The sequence below is a fragment of the Sulfurihydrogenibium sp. genome (genome assembly GCF_027448985.1).
Lineage (GTDB): Bacteria > Aquificota > Aquificia > Aquificales > Hydrogenothermaceae > Sulfurihydrogenibium.
The window spans coordinates 1-16,416 of the sequence record NZ_DAIDMN010000022.1 but is presented as its reverse complement, the minus strand read 5'-3'; the positions used below and the strand labels follow the sequence as shown (position 1 = coordinate 16,416).

Sequence of the window (16,416 nt, the reverse complement as noted above, 5' to 3'; positions counted from 1 at the left end):
TCCAGTGGTAGTTTTACTTTATGATACCACTGGAGGTTTTTTATTTCATCTTTTTTTCGAATTGGAAATTAGGGTTTAAAATTAAAATTAGCTCAAGATAAATTAAAACTGGAAGAGTTTTATAAAAATGTTCCGGATAAACCAAAAGTTGAAGAAGTTATCGATTTTATATCAAAGAAAAGTGAAGAAAACAACATAATACTGTTATATTCTTCCATAGAAAAAGAAGAAGAATCTTACCTATCCTACGATGAAAATACAAAATCTTTAACCATAACACCAAAAGAACCTCCAAAAGATGATAAAACTCCTAAGGAAAAGCAGACCAAGGAAGATAAGAAAAAAAAGGAAAATGAAAATTCTGTACCAATAAAGGTAGTATACATGAAAGTTGATTTAAAAGCCAACAGTTATAAATCTATAAACAACTTTTTAGAAAGTTTATCAAAGAGTGATAGGTTGATAACAGTAAGGAATGTAAATTTAAAAAAGGAAAATAAATACATTAACACTGATTTAACCTTAAATATTTACTATATTCCACAGGAGGGAAAAGATGCTAAAGAGAAAAAGTAATATCTTACTTATGATAATTTTTCTTATCTTTTCTACCGTAAAAGCAGAGCCTTTGAATTTACCTCCTATCAAAGATTTAAATCCATTTTTAGGATTAGAAACAACTGTAGGTTATATACAAAAGGAAAACGGAGAAAAATTTTTGGTAATAGAAACACCTGATGGAACCAAACTTGTCAAAGTGAAAACTGACCCTAAAAAATTGATAGAAAAAGAAACCAAGTAGAGGTTAAAGTCATGAAGAGAATCGTAATAGCTATAGCTCTTACAAATTTTTTAATACTTCCAAACTCTTTTGCAGAAAGAATAAAATTAGAGTTTAACAATGCGATGTTAGGAACGGTTGTTGATGCTATATCTCAAGTATCAAGAATAAACGTTATATGGGATAAAGACGCTATAAAGAAAAAAGATAGTCTTGTAAATATAATAATACAAAAACCTGTAGAAGATATAGTTATTTTAAACAAGATACTTTTAGATAATGGTTTGATTATGGTTAAAGATAAACAGACATCTATCTACACAATAAAAGAGTCAGATGAAATAAAAACAATAATTCCCCTTGATGTGATTACAATTGCAGGAGAAGAGCCTTATAAAAAGGTGATAGATTACATAAAAAGTGTAAAAACAGATTACTCTATTTTAGATTACAATCCATCGATTTACAGTATTTATTACAAAGACACTAAAGAAAACGTAGAAAAAGTAAAAACCTTCTTAGAACCTTACCTAAAATACATATCCGACACAGCAAAAAACCAACAAGAACTTTTCTCTAAAAAAGGAAAACCTGTTACTAAGGAGTATCCATTATCGTACGAAGATTTTATAAATATAAAAGACAGGATATCCGCAGAATTATCACCTTTTGGAAGAGTAGATTATGATAAAAATAAAAGAAAACTTATAATAACTGATTTTTCAGATGTTATACAAAAGGTAATACCTATAATATCTCAAAAACTTCAAGATAAAATAGTAACAAAATGTTTTTACGTTAGGGAGTTAGAACCTGGGGAGATTTACAATAACATAAAGTTTAAAGAGTTAAGTGAAATCGGTAGTATATCGTTCAACTACAAAAAGTTTGATGTTGCAACAATACAAGGTGCTTCAGGTCAACCTCCTTCCGTTGTCAGTGTATCAAAACCTTTTAAAATAGGAGAATTTAAAGAGGACCAACTTTTCCAAGGTCAACAAGGACAACAAGTCCAAAATCAACAGATACCACCTCAAAGTCAAGTTTTGAGAGGAGATTACATTGTTTCCTCTTTACCTCGTTTATGTATATCGGATTATCCGGAAGTAATTGATAAAATCAAATATAAATACTACAATGAACTTTTAGAAAAACCTTATCAAATTATGATAGAAGCCAGAATTGTAGAAGTTTCATCTGATAGTATAAAAGATTTAGGTATTCAATGGGGAGGTCTTGCAAGTAATATAGATAACAATAATACAAAAGTAATAGCCGGAACAGGTTCAGGAAGTAGTTTGGCTGCCTTTAGACCTATAATTACAAATGGAACTAACAGTTATGGAAGTAGTTATGCTGTTGATTTCCCAGCCAATATAACCATGCCGGGTGGATTTTCTATTGGATTTATATTAGGTGGAGCTCAAAATTTCTTGGATATAAGAATTTCTGCACTACAAAAAATTGGTAAAACCAAACTTCTATCTGCACCAAAAATTTTAACTACAGATGGAGAAACTGCTTTAATCAGACAAGGTTATGAAATACCTTACATTACCGGAGCAACAGCTACAACTCCTGGAAATGTCAACTTTAAAAACGCTGTTATGCAACTTAAAGTAACACCATTTAGTATGGCTGATGGAAACATCATGCTTAACATAGAACTTTCAAAGGATGAACCAGACTTTGGAAAGGCTATACAAGGAGTTCCACCTATTATTACAAAAACAATAATAAATCGTGTATCTGTAAAAGATGGCTCAACTTTGGTAATTGGTGGGATAATAGAAAAGAAAGAAAGTGAAGTTAATACAGGTGTTCCTGGTTTGATGAATATTCCGGTTTTAGGTGGACTATTTAAAAATAATTATAAAAATGCTACTTCTTCGGAGTTGTTAATATTTTTATCTCCAAAAATAATTTATGAATAAATTTTTTATCCCCCTTACGGGGGGTCTATTTATAACCTTAGTTTCAATTCAAAAAAATAGTTTACCAAAAAACTTAGAATGTAAAATCTTTAAACTAATCCAGCAAGTAATAAAGATTTACTGTATAGTTCACTCTCTCCACTTGATAGAACAACCCATAGATGGATGTTGAACCGGATTTATAGGTTTTCCTTCGGATAGGTTTGTTATAGCTTCTTTAAGTTCTTCTTTTGTTACCTTTGTTTCATCTTGCCAGTTATCGTCTATCCTACCGTGGTATACGAGTTTATGTTCTTTGTCAAAAAGGTATATGTCTGGTGTACATTGAGCTTTGAATGCTTTTGCAACTTCTTGTGTTTCATCTACTAAGTATGGGAAAGGTATTCCCCATTCTTTTATTTTTTCTATCATCTTTTCTGGAGCATCTTCCGGATAGTTGGGATGGATGTTTGGGTTTATAGCAACTGTATTTATTCCAAGTTTTTTTGCATACTCGGATAACTTTATCAATCTTGGCCACACAGCCAAAGCATAAGGACAGTGATTACAGGTAAAAACAACCAACAACCCTTTTTCTCCGTAAAGTTCATCACTTTTGTAAACGTTTCCAAAAGGGTCCTTAAGCTGAAAATCTGGCATTTTACTTCCAAGTGGTATATCTACCGAGTACATCAAAGCCATTTCAAACCTCCTTACTGATGAATTCTAAATCTATCTTTTTACTGTCTTCATCCACTCTTATTATCTTTACTTTTATTTTATCTCCCAATCTAAATTTTAGTTTTTCTCCTATGAGTTGATGAGATTTTTCGTCGTATCTCATCTTTTCCGGAAGTGAACCGATTGATATTAAGCCTTCTATAATGTACCTTTCTATTTCAACAAACACACCAAAAGACATAACTCCTGTAATAATTCCTTCAATCTCTTCTCCAACTTTTTCTTTTAGTATTCTAAGTTTTAGGATATCTAAAGCGTCTCTTTCTGCATCATCTGCAACTCTTTCCATTTTTGAACATTGCTCTGCTATGATTTGAAGTTTTTTAGGTAGCTCTTGTAAATCTTTCTTTGTAAACTTTTTCTTTATTGATTTTTTTAGTAGTCTGTGTACCCAAATATCTGCATACCTTCTGATAGGTGATGTAAAGTGTGTATAACACTGGGAAGCTAACCCAAAGTGTCCTATGTTTTCTGGGGAGTATTTTGCTTGTTTCATAGTTCTCAAAGCTAAAAATCTTACCAATGACTCTTCCGGAGTACCTACTGCCATCTCTATCAGCTTTTGTATAAATTTAGGTTCTACATCTCCTTTTGGATAATCTACTTTATAACCAAGTCCTGCCATTAGTTCAACAAATGCGTTTACCTTTTCTATTTTTGGTTTTTCATGGACCCTATAAATAAATGGTAAATTGTTTTTTTCCATATGTTTTGCCACCGTTTCGTTGGCTATAATCATAAACTCTTCTATTATTCTGTGAGTTAAATGTCTTTCATAAGGTACCACATCGTATGGGTCTCCGTTTTCATTAAACAGTATTTTTGATTCTGGCATATCAAAATCTATACTTCCTCTTTCTTCCTTTGCTTTCATAAGTATCTTAGCCAACTCTTCCATATTCTTAAGAGGCTCTACTAAATCCGGATAAGCCTTTAAATATTCTGGTTCTCCCATGATGATTGCCAACGCTTGGTCGTAGGTTAACTTTGCTTTACTTTCTATAACACTTTCGTAAATATCGTAATCTATAACGTTTCCTTTTTTGTCTATCAACATTTCACAGGTAAAAGCGTACTTTTTCTCGTTGGGTCTTAAACTACACAGATTAGACGCTAGTCTTTCTGGAAGCATGTGTAAAGCCCTTTCTGGTAGGTAGTAAGTGTTTCCTCTGCTGAATGCTTCTTTATCTATTGCTGAACCTTCTTTTACGTAGTAAGAGACATCCGCTATATGAACGTAAAGTCTGTAATTTTCTCCCTCTTTTTCTATTGCTACTGCGTCGTCATGGTCTCTTGCACTTTCTGGGTCTATGGTGAAACAAATCTGTTTTGTTAAATCCTTTCTGTTTTTGGTGATTCTGACAGATGAAGGTAGTTTTTCAGCTTCTTGTAATGCTTCTTCACTGTGGGAAAGTGGAAGGTCATACTTTCTTGCTACTATTTCTGCCACTGTTTGAGTGTTTTTAACATTTCCTAAATCTTTTAGTATCCTTCCCTTTGCTTCTACTTTTCTATCCGGATATTGAAGTATTTCAACAACTACATAATTTCCCAATGGATATTTTTTTGCTTCCTTTTTATTTATGTAAACTTTATGAGGTATTACAAAATCTAAAAGATGTACAAAGTATCTTTCCTTCTCTTTTTGAAGTTTTCCAACAGCAGTTTTTACTCTTCTTTCTAAAACCTTTACTATTTTTGCTTCTTTTTTTCCTCTGTATATTCTTTCCTCTGCTAAAACTATGTCACCGTCAAAAAGGTAGTCCATCTCTATAGGAGGAATAAATAAATCCGGTTCACCATCTTCTCTTATCAAAAATCCAAAGCCACTTTCATGAGCTTCTACTTTACCTTTTATAAGATTTTCTTTTTCAAATTCTTTCCGGATTTTGTACAACCCTTTTGAATATACTACTGTTTTATTTTTTTGAAGTTTTTTCAACACTTTTTTTAACTGTTTTTCTTCGTTTTTCTTTAAATCAAACTCCTTAGCGATTTGTTTGAAATATAAACCTTTTTTATTCTTTCTTAAGACCTCTAAAACCTCTTCTTGAGTTATGCTCAACTTTTCCCCCTTAAATTAGTTAAAGTCAATTTTTTAAAATGAAATCGTTAAGTTAATTATAAGCTTTAAGAGAATTTTTATCAAGATTTATATCTATTGACAAAATAAACTTTTATAAATATCTTATCTTTCAAATTTTCATAAAAAAAAGGTTAAATGATAGTAGTAATAGCCGGAGCGACAGCAACAGGAAAAACAGACCTTGGAATACTTCTTGCCAAAGAGATAGATGGTGAAGTGATAAGTGCAGATTCTATGATGATTTATAAATATATGGATATAGGAACGGCAAAACCTTCCTTAGATGAAATGGAAGGAATTCCACATCATCTTATTGACTTAGTCTTACCTTTTGAAACTTTTTCAGTTAAAGATTATATAAACCATTTTGATAAAGTGGTAAAAGAAATTTTACAAAAAGGTAAAGTCCCAATAGTAGTTGGGGGCAGTTGGTTGTATATTCAAGGGGCTTTATTTGGAATATCAGAGGCACCTGAAGGTGATTGGAAAATAAGAGAAAAGTTATACTCTATAGATAACAACATTTTATATGAAAAACTCAAAAAGGTAGACCCTGTTTATGCAGAAAAAATACATCCAAACGATAAAAGAAGGATTGTTAGAGCTTTGGAAGTTTATGAAATATCCGGAAAACCTTTTTCTTCTTTTCAAGAAGGTTTCACAAAACCAAGATACCGGTTTATAGGTTTTAACTTAGAAAGAGATAGGGAAGAGTTGATGGAAAGAATAAGGATGAGAGTTGAAAGGATGTTTGAAAAAGGTTTGGTGGAAGAAGTAAAAAATTTAATAGAAATGGGATTTAAAGAAAGTATCACTTCAATGCAAGCGATAGGGTACAAAGAAGTTTTACCATACTTAGATAAGAAAATCTCACTTGAAGAAGCTAAAAGTAGTATAATAGAAAATACTAAAGATTTTGCAAAAAGACAGATTAGAACTTTCAGAAACAAGACAGATTTTAAAATTTTAAACCTGAGTACTTTAAATGTTAAAGAAGCTTTAAAGATAATTAAAAATAAACTGCAGGAGGTTTAAGATGGCATCAGTTCAAGATGAAATTTTAAATGAGTACAGAAGAGAAGGAAAAGAAGTTACAATTTACCTTGTAAGAGGAACTAGGATTGTAGGTAAGATTCTTGATGCGGACCAATTTACAATACTTTTAGATGTAAACGGACAGCAACAGTTAATCTACAAACATGCAATAAGTACAATAGTAGTAGAGTAAATTTGAGAGCGATAATAGTAGCAGTTAATGTAAATCAGAGCCAACAAAGGTTTAAATATCAGATAGAAGAGTTGGAAGGTTTGGTAGAGGCTGCGGAAGGGGTAGTATTAGGAAAAGTCTATCAAAAAAGAGAATCTCCAGACCCTGCGTACTACATAGGAAGAGGGAAAGTAAAAGAAATTGCTCAGCTTGTTGAGGGAATTGGTGCAGATACAGTTGTTTTTAATGTAAACCTTTCTCCTGTTCAAATTTCTAACCTTTCAAAAGAGTTAGGAGTAGAAGTTTTAGACAGGACAGACCTAATACTTCAAATATTTTTTAAAAGAGCCAAAACAAAACAGGCAAAACTTCAAGTAGAGCTTGCATATCTTCAACATCAACTACCAAGAATTTACAGCCAAAAAGGTAAGGAGTTGTCAAGAATCGGTGGTGGTATGAAAACAAAGGGAGCCGGAGAAAAGTTAGGTGAAATAAAAACAAGAGCTATAAAAGACAGAATATCAAAAATAAAGTCTCAGTTAAAAGAGATAGAAAAGCAGAAAAAACAACAAAGAAAAAGAAGAGAAGACAATCCGGATATTTTAAACGTTGCACTTGTAGGTTATACCAATGCAGGTAAATCCTCTTTACTTTACAAATTAACCAAAAGAGAGACTTTCATCTCTGACCAGCTTTTTGCAACCTTAGATACCAAAACATCTTTTATCTACTTTCCAGATATTGGCAAGAAAGTAATTTTAACAGATACGGTAGGATTTGTGGAAGATATGCCTCAAGAAATAATGGATGCATTCATGACAACATTACAAGAATTAGAGGAATCTGATTTAATACTTCACGTAATAGATATATCCGATGAAAACTGGACGATGAAAAAACAGACAGTGGAAGATGTTTTAAGAAAATTAAAGTTAGAAGATAAGCCTATAATAACCGTTATGAATAAAATAGACAAAGTAATACCATCAGAAGAATACTTAGAGCCAGATGTGGCGGAAAATACAGTAACTGTATCTACATTAAAAGGGTGGAATATGATTAAATTATTTGATATACTAAGAAAATATGCGATAAAAAAAGGAGAAAGCCATGGATAACTGTGTGTTTTGTAAAATAGTTAACAAGGAGATTCCGGCAAAAGTAGTTTACGAAGATGAACTGATAATGGCTTTTCATGATATTAGACCTCAGGCAAAAGTTCATGTATTGATAATACCCAAGGAGCATATTCCTAACAACCTTTATTTTGAAGGAAAACATAAAACTTTGATAGGTCATCTAATACTAAAAGCAAATGAAATAGCAAAAATGCTTGGTATCGCAGAATCCGGATTTAGACTCATCGTAAACACAGGAAAAGATTCAGGACAAGAAGTATTTCATGTCCATTGGCATCTATTAGGAGGAGAGCCCCTTGGAAAACTCATCTGTAAATAACATTCAAACAGTAGATACAAGAGGACTTTTCTGTCCTTTACCACTTACTTTATTGTCAAAGAAGTTAAAAGAAATACCTGTTGGAGAAAAACTTAAAGTATTAGCTGACGATAAAGCTTTTAAAAAAGATATTGAAATATGGTCTTACGAAACAGGAAATAAGTTATTAGAGTTTAGAGAGGAAAATGGTTATTACGTTGCAATTATTGAAAGAGGTAAAGGATTTAAAGGAGAAAGCATAATTGACAAAATAAAATTTATATCCTTAGGTGTAAAACTACACTTTATAAAACATTTTTTAGATATAGTACCGTTTAACAAGCCAAGATATCTCTTAACTTTTGTATCTGTCGCGGAAGGTATAAGAGCAAACAATTTCTTGAAGGAAAAGAACATCAACAACTACATCATGCTTCCGGTTCCAAAAGAAATATATCCTCACTGTGGTTTAGTTTTTGGGTTTAAAAACAAAGAAGATGCCTTAAAAATATACAACTTACTAAAAGAAAACAAGTTTGCTGTAGAGGATGTTCATATTATAGACAAAGATAAAAAATATCCTAAAATAACCTAACTTTTCTTTAAATCGGAAATTTTAAAAGTTACCGTAGAGTTTCCAGTGGAACAGCAACTTTTTATATTTATACTCATCCTGTTAATAACTTCATTGTAAGCATCTATAAAGTTTAAAACTTTTCCTCCAAAACCTTTTGCAAACTTTTCAGCGTCTTCCTTGTATGTAAAAGGTATAACACTTGGACTACAACATGGAATAGCAGAGCTACCTACAACGTACCATGCATCCAACGCATTTATAGGTTTTTCCGTGATAAAATCAAACGTTAAAGCTGATACGCTTTTATCTGCATATCTTTGATGAAGCATCAAACCACAGTGTTCACAACATGCTTCTACCACTTTTGTATTTTCTACAATTATTTTGTAAGGATGAGCCCTTGTAATAGGTTTGGAACATATAGGACAAGATTTTAAAGATAAAGGTTCTTTATTTTCAACCGTGTTTAAAAGAACGGAACCGTGTTTTCTCTTTATCTCTCCTTCTTTTTCAAGTTCCCTTACATCTCTGTATATTGTCATTTCAGAAACGTTAAATATATGGCTTAACTCTTTTACCGTTACTTCACCTCTTTCTTGAAGTATTTTTAATATCTCTTTTTTTCTGTTTATGTTGTTTTCCATTTTCTCCTCCTAAATTGTGCCTTTTGTCGATGGAACTTGATTTCTTCTCGGGTCTATTGAAATAGCTTCTTTTAATGCTATTGCAAATGCTTTTGTTAAGGATTCTGCTATATGGTGAAGGTTATGTCCTGCCAAAGCTTTTAGATGCATGGTTATTCCAGCAGAAAGTGTAAAACCTTTAAAAAACTCTCCCATTAATTCATAATCAAAATGGGTTATTTTACCTCTATAACCTAAATCATCGTAAAACAGTAAAGGTCTTCCAGATAAATCTATTGAACATAGAGCAAGAGCTTCATCCATTGGTATGATACTGTATCCAAATCTTTTTATACCCCTTTTATCGCCTAAAGCTTCTTTAACAGCCATACCTAAAACGATTCCTACATCTTCTACAAGATGATGATGACTAACATGGATATCACCTGTTGCCATGACTTCAAGGTCAATCATAGAATGAAACGAAAAGCTCTCCAACATATGGGACAAAAAACCCACTTGAGTATCTACCTTATTTTTACCTGTTCCATCTAAATTTACAGATAACTCTATCTGAGTTTCTTTCGTCTCTCTTTTAACGAATGCTTTTCTTTCCATATTACAACCTTCTTAAATTTTTATGTATTGTTGCTTTTCTAAAATCTTCACCTTCTACAAAAATCGGATAACACATTTCCATCAACCTTGATGTAATACCTTTTCCAAATCTGGATTCTACATCTTCTGTAATATCTTTTCCATTTTCTTTTTCCAATGAAATGTTAGATGTTATTATAACAGGAAGTTTTTCGTTATATCTACTGATAATTACATAATGTAAAATATCTTTTGCCCAGTCTGAAAGTCTCTCTTGACCTAAGTCATCAAGTACTAAAATAGGTGCTTTTACCACACTGTCTAAAAGCTCACGAGTAGAAGAATTTCCTTCAAAGGTTGCTTTTAAGTCGTACAAAAGAATTCTGGTATCGTAAAACATACCTGTGATACCTTTTAATTTGTACAGTTCTTTTAAAATGGCAACTGCTAAATGGGTTTTACCTACTCCGTTTCTACCGTAAAAGAAAAATCCTCTACCTTCGTCTATCTCATCAGAGTAAATGTACTCCTTTATTTTCTCCAATATCAATTTCCTTGAATAGATTCCTGCATCTAAGAAATTGTCTAAACTTGCATGAAAGTACTTTTTTGGAATATTCAAAGAAGAGTTTACTTGAAAGTTATTTAGATTATACTGACATTCACATTTTACAACTCCACCGTCTTTATAAACCCATCCTCTATCTTGACATATGTTACATTTTACTTTTTCTTCTACAAATTTCATAAGAAAACCTTTGTTGTTTTTGCTATAATAATATAAATTAAAATAAAAAAAATGTAAATCAAGGAGAAAGATGAAAAAAATTGTTATTTTAATATTAATCTTATTTTTTAAGATTTCTTTAGCCCAAGAGATAACAATTATAGGGGATAGTTTAATACTAGGAGCACAAAACTACTTAAAACAGCAAATTCCGGATGTGGTTATAGATGCAAAAGTAGGAAGAAAGTTCCAAGAAGCCATGGCAAGGATTAAAGATTTGGAAGAAAAAGGACTACTTGGTAAGGTTGTAGTTATAGCCCTTGGAACAAATGGAGCTTTCAGTGTTGAAGAAGGTTTACAGGTAATTGATTATCTTCAAAGTAAAGGTAGAAAAGTTTTATTTGTAAATGCAAAAGTACCAAGGTGGTGGGAAAGTGAAGTTAACAAAACATATCAAGTTTTAAAAAGTATGAGACCTTCCATAGAAGTTATTGATTGGTATAACCTTAGTAGTGTTATTTGTTCAAGGAGTGATGTTAGTTGTTTTAGACCTGATGGTTATCATCTTACACCAACGGGAAGTTATATTTACAGTTATATCATCTACAGATACATAAACAGTTTAAACTGATGGAAAAGTTTCAGGGGCTTGATGGTTTAAGAGCTATTTTTGTACTTGTTGTATTGATTTTTCATATTTTTTTGGTTTTTTATCCGGAATCTGTTGGTGTTTTTGGTGGTGGTTTTTTAGGAGTAGAGTCTTTCTTCGTTTTATCTGGATTTTTGATTACAAACTCTCTTATCAACAAATACTCTAAAGATGGTTTGTTTTATGGATTAATTAAATTTTTGAAAGGAAGGTATCTAAGACTTTATCCGGCTTTTGTTTTCTTAATCTTAATTCAAATAGTTGTTATCAGTTCCCTTTTTCCTCAACATACCGAAAAATTTCTCTCTGAGCTTGTAGCGGGAAGTTTTAACGTTTACAACTGGTGGTTGATATTCAGAAATGTACCATACTTTGAAAAGTTTAGTGATAATCTTTTTAACCTACATCTTTGGTCTTTGTCAATGGAATGGCAGTTTTACTTGATATGGGCTTTGATTTTTCTATTTCTTAGCAGATACGATAAAAAATTTTTAAATATATTTATTCTTTTATCCATCATCCTTTCTGTTTCAGATATGTTCGTTTTATACTATCTTTATGACAATGTTGATAGAGTTTACTTTGGGACTGATAGCAGGTTCTATTCTTTCTTAATTGGTTCTTTTTTAGCGGTTAATATAGAAAAAGTTCCTGTTAAGAGAGTAGCATTTTTTGTTTTAGGAATAGTTGGAATTTTACTGCTTACTTCAGGTTATGTATTTTTAAACAGCTATGAAGATTACATGTACCCTTTTGGGTTTTTATACATATCTTTCTTAACAGTTTTTGTTATTTTATCTGTTTTGAAATCTGATTATTTTAATTTAGTGTTGTCTATACTACCTTTAAAGTGGATTGGTGAGAGAAGTTATTCAATCTATCTTTGGCACTATCCGGTATTTGTTATTCTAAATATACTTTATTCTAATAAATATATTGATGTTGTTTTGATAGGAATAGTTATAACATTCTTTGTTTCTAATCTAAGTTATACATTTGTAGAAGAGCCTTTTAGAAAACTTGATTTTAGTAGAATACTTACTTTAAAATCACTATCTAACTTTGCAGTGTCTTTAACTGTTATAGGTTTTAGTGTAGGGTATTTGTCTACTACACAGCCGGAAGAAAAAAGTTACGAAAAAGCTGTATCGTTAAAGTTAGATGAGGATAAAGTTGCTTCCTATGAAGTTAAAATTTATCCGGAAAAAGAAAATTCAGAAAAATCAGATGAAGAAATTAAAAAAGAGATTGAAAAAGATGCAACCATAGACGATAAAATTGTCTCTTCTGAAGTTTTTATAATAGGCGATTCAGTTATGTTGGGAGCATCAGATTACATAAAGAAATACATTCCAAATTCTTATGTAGATGCAAAAGTAGGAAGACAGTTTGATGAAATTTTCAATATTTTGTCTAATGATAAAATCAGTGGATATAAAAAGGTCATAATTGCCCTTGGAAATAACGGGCACATAAGAAAATCTGATTTAGAAGAAGTTTTAGATAAACTACAAGACAAAGAGGTGTACCTTGTTACGGTGAAGGTGCCTAAACCTTGGCAAAACAAGGTTAACACTCTTTTTTGGCAGGTTGCATCTGAAAGACCTAACGTTCATGTTGTAGATTGGTACTCTGTAAGTAAAGATAAAGAGGATATTTTTGTAAGTGATAAAGTTCACTTAAATCCAAAAGGTGCAAAATTCTACGCATCTTTGATAAAAGATTACCTTTCAGGTAAATCTAATCTTTCTTGGAAAAAGAAAGAAGAAAATACTCATAAAGAAAATGAAGAAAAAGCTCCTGATGTTGAAAACATTGAGTTAAACTCAGAGGGAAAAAATAGTATTTAAAATCTCAAAGGCTGCAGATTCCTTGTCTGTTGACGATATCTCCATCTTTTCTAATTTTTTTGTTAGGATAAATCCTTGATAAAAGTCTTTACTAAAAACATCTACCGGATTGGCTACTATAAAATCAAGATTTTTTCTTTTTAGTTTGTCAATGGCATTTTTTTCTATATTTTGGCTTTCGGCTGCAAAGCCTATGAGTATCTGATTTTCTTTTTTATTTTCTCCTAAGAATTTTAGGATGTCCGGATTAGGTTCCAATTTTACAGTCATGTTTTCCTTATCTTTTTTGAGTTTTTGACTGCTGTAATGCTGTGGTCTAAAATCTGCAACCGCTGCGTTCATTATAATTACATCAAAATCTTTGTAAATATCTCTTATCTTTTCAAACATCTCTAATGCCGATACTACGTCTATCTTTTTTATCTGTGAAGGTAACTTAAGACAGGTTGGAGCTGATATCAGTGTAACATCTGCTCCCATACAGTAAGCAACTTCTGCAAGAAAGTATCCCATCTGACCTGATGATGCGTTTGATATGTACCTGATAGGGTCAAAGTACTCTCTTGTTCCTCCAGCTGTAATTAACACTTTCTTTCCTTTAAGTATTTTAGGATAAACTGCGTATTTGATAGCAAGTACTACATCTTCTAAGTCTGCTAATTTTCCGGCTCCCTCTTCTCCACAAGCGAGGACTCCCTCATTTGGAGATACTAATATATGACCTCTTTCTTTTAGTACGTTTATATTTTCTACAGTAGCTGGATTTTCATACATTTTTGTGTTCATAGCAGGTGCAATAACGATAGGTTTATCGTATGCTAAAGCCAAGGAAGTTAAAAAGTTATCGGTGATACCAAATCTCAGTTTTGCTATCGTGTTGGCAGATGCCGGAGCTATAACAAAAGCATCAGCCCATCTTGCTAACGTAATATGCTCTAATCCGGATTTACCATCTTTCCAAGACACATAAACTTCTTCTCCAGTTAAAGCTTGGAATGTAAGTTTACCGACAAATTCTTCAGCTGAAGGAGTCATACAAACCCTTACAACAGCACCTTTCTTTTGAAGTGCTCTTACCAATTCACAAGCTTTATAAGATGCTATAGAGCCACTTACACCAACAAGAACATTCTTATTTTTTAGCATTTCTTAACTTTTGTATCCTCTCTTTAATAAACTCTTTCGTAAGTACACCTGTTAATTTTTCATTTATAAAATAAGTTCTACAATTGTAAGCAAATCCTAATGGTTTTTCAAGGGTGTATATATCTATCCCATTGTACAAAATAGAAGGTGAACCTTGGAAGTTTAGTTTTTCTGCATCATCAACAGATGTAATTTTAACTATTTTTATCTCTTCATGCTTTAAAAAACCTTCACTTACTAAAGATAAAAGGTTATCAAGTGTCTCTTTTGCATTTGGACAACCTTCAAAATATTGAAACTCAACCATAGATATCTCCTTAAATTTCTATTCTAACAACAACACCGTGGACCTTTTGAGGTGGTAATTTGTAAAAATCTGCAAAATTAGAAAAAATTCTTTTAATAAGTCCAAATAGTTTCCATATTGGATTATCTGAGTAAACATTATCAACCCCATAGAAAACAACTCTTTCGTTTATATCAAGATTTCTTAGTTCCTGTTCCACGTTTACAATTTCTTGATACCCATACTCAATAACCGCGTATTTTATTCCTTCACATAAATCTTCACTAAAATAACTTCTTATTCCAAAGGGTTGGTCTAACTTTTTCAAAGATAGAAAAATGTTCTCTTCATAAACAATACCATGTTTAATCATCGTTTCCACTATATACGGTGGTACTCTTTCTTTACTTCTCAATAGGAATACAGCACAACCTTTTATTTTACATTTTTTAGGATAAATCTTTAAGAAGTTGTTGATAAAAGTGTTTAAATCCATAAATTTTGCTTTTGTGTATATCCTTGCCTGTCCTAAAATGTATATGGAAATAAAGGTTATAGGTGGCAAGGCAAACAGTATTGGCCAAAAGGCTCCATGTGGAATTTTCAGAGTGTTAGATGCTAAAAATGTAGCATCCACAAAAAAGAGTAAGACTGCTATTGTAAGATAAAAATATTTTCTGAGATTAAAGTAAATATACATCAGAAATATACTTGTTATCACCATGTCTATATTTACTGCAAATCCGTATGCTGAAGCCATTTTTTCTGATTGTCTGAATATAAAGAACATAATTAAAACACCAAGTAAAAGGAAAAAGTTTACAACAGGAATGTAAATCTGAGTACTTAACTCGGTAGAAGTGTGTCTTATTTGAAGTAGTGGTATTAATCTTGCGTTTATTCCTTGAAAGATAAGAGAGAAGACACCGCTTATTAAAGCTTGAGAAGCTATGATACCGGAAACCGTAATCAAAAGAAGAAAAAGAATGTATATATTATTTCCTAAAAGGATACTTGCTGAATGGAAAAATGGATTTTGTTCGGTCGGATGAGATAAAATAAAAGATGCTTGTCCTAAATAACTTGCAACCACTGCAAAAAATACAAAAATCCAAGCTATTCTTATGGCATTTTTTCCTATATGACCCATATCTGCGTACATAGCTTCCCCACCGGTTGCAACTAGAATAATCTCTGAGAGAGCTAAGAATGCAACAAATGGATGGTTTTGTATAAAGTTAAAAGCTTCTAAAGGATTAAATGCTCTTAAAACTGAAGGATTTTGAGAAATAAAGTAAACACCGATTAAAGAAATTGTTAAAAAATAAACTGTCATTATTGGACCAAAAGCTATTCCTATTTTTCCGGTTCCGTACTTTTGAACTAAGAATAAAAAGAGTGTTATAAAGATTGCAATTGCTAAAATAGTTTCTTGACTTAGATTTTCTAATCCTTGAATCAGCCTTAAACCTTCTGTTGAGCTAAGAATTGTGATAGCAGGTGTTATTATACCATCACCAAGTAAAAATCCAATTCCAAGTATGGTTAAAGCTCTATGAATAATTTTTAATTTTTGAGATTTTGTTATAGATTGGGCAATCTCACCTAAAACTATTATACTTCCTTCACCTCTTAAACTAAGGTTCATAGCAAGCCATGCATATTGAACGGTTGGTATGATAATCAATGTCCATATCATGAGAGAAGCTATACCATAGATTTCCTCTAAGTTTGGTTTTGTTATAAGGATAATAGTTTTAGGTGAGATTGCCCAATCTATAACAAAATCTCAAAAA

General features: G+C 31.7%; 18 protein-coding genes. 10 read left to right on the top strand and 8 right to left on the bottom strand.

Translation table 11 applies throughout. From position 1 onward, the window contains the following. The first annotated feature begins 384 nt into the window (after positions 1-384). The 3 genes from NE054_RS03240 to NE054_RS03230 are packed head-to-tail and all read left to right on the top strand — an operon-like array spanning position 385 to position 2,715. A complete protein-coding gene (locus tag NE054_RS03240) occupies positions 385-576 on the top strand; it encodes a hypothetical protein (RefSeq protein ID WP_297888433.1) in 192 nt (63 codons plus the stop codon). Beyond that, positions 557-802 (top strand): hypothetical protein, encoded by a 246-nt coding sequence (locus NE054_RS03235; RefSeq protein ID WP_297888430.1) that lies wholly within the window; start codon positions 557-559, stop codon positions 800-802. The genes NE054_RS03240 and NE054_RS03235 overlap by 20 nt, the downstream gene beginning before the upstream one ends. An 11-nt stretch (positions 803-813) precedes the next feature. Beyond that, positions 814-2,715: a pilus assembly protein PilQ gene (locus NE054_RS03230; RefSeq protein WP_297888427.1), complete on the top strand. Its 1,902-nt coding sequence runs from the start codon at positions 814-816 to the stop codon at positions 2,713-2,715. Between the two features lie 129 nt (positions 2,716-2,844). On the opposite strand, the gene NE054_RS03225 is transcribed toward NE054_RS03230, so the two are convergent. Together NE054_RS03225 and rnr are read right to left on the bottom strand one after the other, a co-directional pair. After that, entirely contained in the window at positions 2,845-3,396 is a 552-nt protein-coding gene (locus NE054_RS03225) for a thioredoxin family protein (RefSeq protein WP_297888424.1), read from the bottom strand. A gap of 1 nt (position 3,397) precedes the next feature. Then, the gene (gene rnr, locus NE054_RS03220) at positions 3,398-5,500 is read right to left on the bottom strand and encodes a ribonuclease R (protein WP_297888421.1); all 2,103 of its coding nucleotides are present in this window, start codon (positions 5,498-5,500) and stop codon (positions 3,398-3,400) included. A 156-nt stretch (positions 5,501-5,656) separates the two neighbouring features. Between rnr and miaA the strand changes: the two genes are divergently transcribed. From miaA to NE054_RS03195, 5 genes are read left to right on the top strand one after another with little or no spacing between them, the layout of a single operon-like run. Continuing rightward, positions 5,657-6,556, top strand: a complete 900-nt coding sequence (gene miaA / locus NE054_RS03215) for a tRNA (adenosine(37)-N6)-dimethylallyltransferase MiaA (protein WP_297888418.1) — start codon at positions 5,657-5,659, stop codon at positions 6,554-6,556. 1 nt (position 6,557) lies between these two features. Next, positions 6,558-6,749: an RNA chaperone Hfq gene (gene hfq / locus NE054_RS03210; RefSeq protein WP_297888415.1), complete on the top strand. Its 192-nt coding sequence runs from the start codon at positions 6,558-6,560 to the stop codon at positions 6,747-6,749. 2 nt (positions 6,750-6,751) lie between these two features. Further along, positions 6,752-7,846: a GTPase HflX gene (hflX, locus tag NE054_RS03205; protein WP_297888412.1), complete on the top strand. Its 1,095-nt coding sequence runs from the start codon at positions 6,752-6,754 to the stop codon at positions 7,844-7,846. Continuing rightward, the gene (locus NE054_RS03200; RefSeq protein WP_297888409.1) at positions 7,839-8,186 is read left to right on the top strand and encodes a histidine triad nucleotide-binding protein; all 348 of its coding nucleotides are present in this window, start codon (positions 7,839-7,841) and stop codon (positions 8,184-8,186) included. The genes hflX and NE054_RS03200 overlap by 8 nt, the downstream gene beginning before the upstream one ends. Continuing rightward, complete coding sequence (locus NE054_RS03195; RefSeq protein ID WP_297888407.1) at positions 8,164-8,760, top strand: sulfurtransferase TusA family protein; 597 nt, start codon at positions 8,164-8,166, stop codon at positions 8,758-8,760. The genes NE054_RS03200 and NE054_RS03195 overlap by 23 nt, the downstream gene beginning before the upstream one ends. Here NE054_RS03195 and NE054_RS03190 read toward each other — a convergent pair. Genes NE054_RS03190 through NE054_RS03180 form a run of 3 tightly spaced genes read right to left on the bottom strand, consistent with a single transcriptional unit; the run spans position 8,757 to position 10,710 of the window. Continuing rightward, positions 8,757-9,386 carry a DeoR family transcriptional regulator gene (locus NE054_RS03190; protein WP_297888405.1) on the bottom strand — a complete coding sequence of 210 codons (630 nt, stop codon included), beginning with the start codon at positions 9,384-9,386 and terminating at the stop codon, positions 8,757-8,759. The two genes, NE054_RS03195 and NE054_RS03190, sit on opposite strands and share 4 nt — an antisense overlap. Positions 9,387-9,395: 9 nt before the next feature. Then, entirely contained in the window at positions 9,396-9,983 is a 588-nt protein-coding gene (hisB, locus tag NE054_RS03185) for an imidazoleglycerol-phosphate dehydratase HisB (RefSeq protein WP_297888402.1), read from the bottom strand. 1 nt (position 9,984) lies between these two features. Continuing rightward, positions 9,985-10,710 (bottom strand): ATP-binding protein, encoded by a 726-nt coding sequence (locus NE054_RS03180; RefSeq protein WP_297888399.1) that lies wholly within the window; start codon positions 10,708-10,710, stop codon positions 9,985-9,987. 70 nt (positions 10,711-10,780) lie between these two features. Between NE054_RS03180 and NE054_RS03175 the strand changes: the two genes are divergently transcribed. Both NE054_RS03175 and NE054_RS03170 read left to right on the top strand, forming a co-directional pair. Then, entirely contained in the window at positions 10,781-11,320 is a 540-nt protein-coding gene (locus NE054_RS03175) for an acyltransferase (RefSeq protein WP_297888396.1), read from the top strand. Continuing rightward, positions 11,320-13,188: an acyltransferase family protein gene (locus NE054_RS03170; protein ID WP_297888393.1), complete on the top strand. Its 1,869-nt coding sequence runs from the start codon at positions 11,320-11,322 to the stop codon at positions 13,186-13,188. Before NE054_RS03175 ends, NE054_RS03170 begins: the two co-directional genes overlap by 1 nt. Here NE054_RS03170 and coaBC read toward each other — a convergent pair. The 3 genes from coaBC to NE054_RS03155 are packed head-to-tail and all read right to left on the bottom strand — an operon-like array spanning position 13,165 to position 16,364. Beyond that, positions 13,165-14,334: a bifunctional phosphopantothenoylcysteine decarboxylase/phosphopantothenate--cysteine ligase CoaBC gene (gene coaBC / locus NE054_RS03165; RefSeq protein WP_297888390.1), complete on the bottom strand. Its 1,170-nt coding sequence runs from the start codon at positions 14,332-14,334 to the stop codon at positions 13,165-13,167. The genes NE054_RS03170 and coaBC overlap by 24 nt on opposite strands. Further along, positions 14,321-14,641: an alkylmercury lyase gene (locus NE054_RS03160; protein WP_297888387.1), complete on the bottom strand. Its 321-nt coding sequence runs from the start codon at positions 14,639-14,641 to the stop codon at positions 14,321-14,323. Before NE054_RS03160 ends, coaBC begins: the two co-directional genes overlap by 14 nt. Positions 14,642-14,651: 10 nt before the next feature. Then, the gene (locus NE054_RS03155; protein ID WP_297888435.1) at positions 14,652-16,364 is read right to left on the bottom strand and encodes a KUP/HAK/KT family potassium transporter; all 1,713 of its coding nucleotides are present in this window, start codon (positions 16,362-16,364) and stop codon (positions 14,652-14,654) included. Positions 16,365-16,416 lie beyond the last annotated feature (52 nt).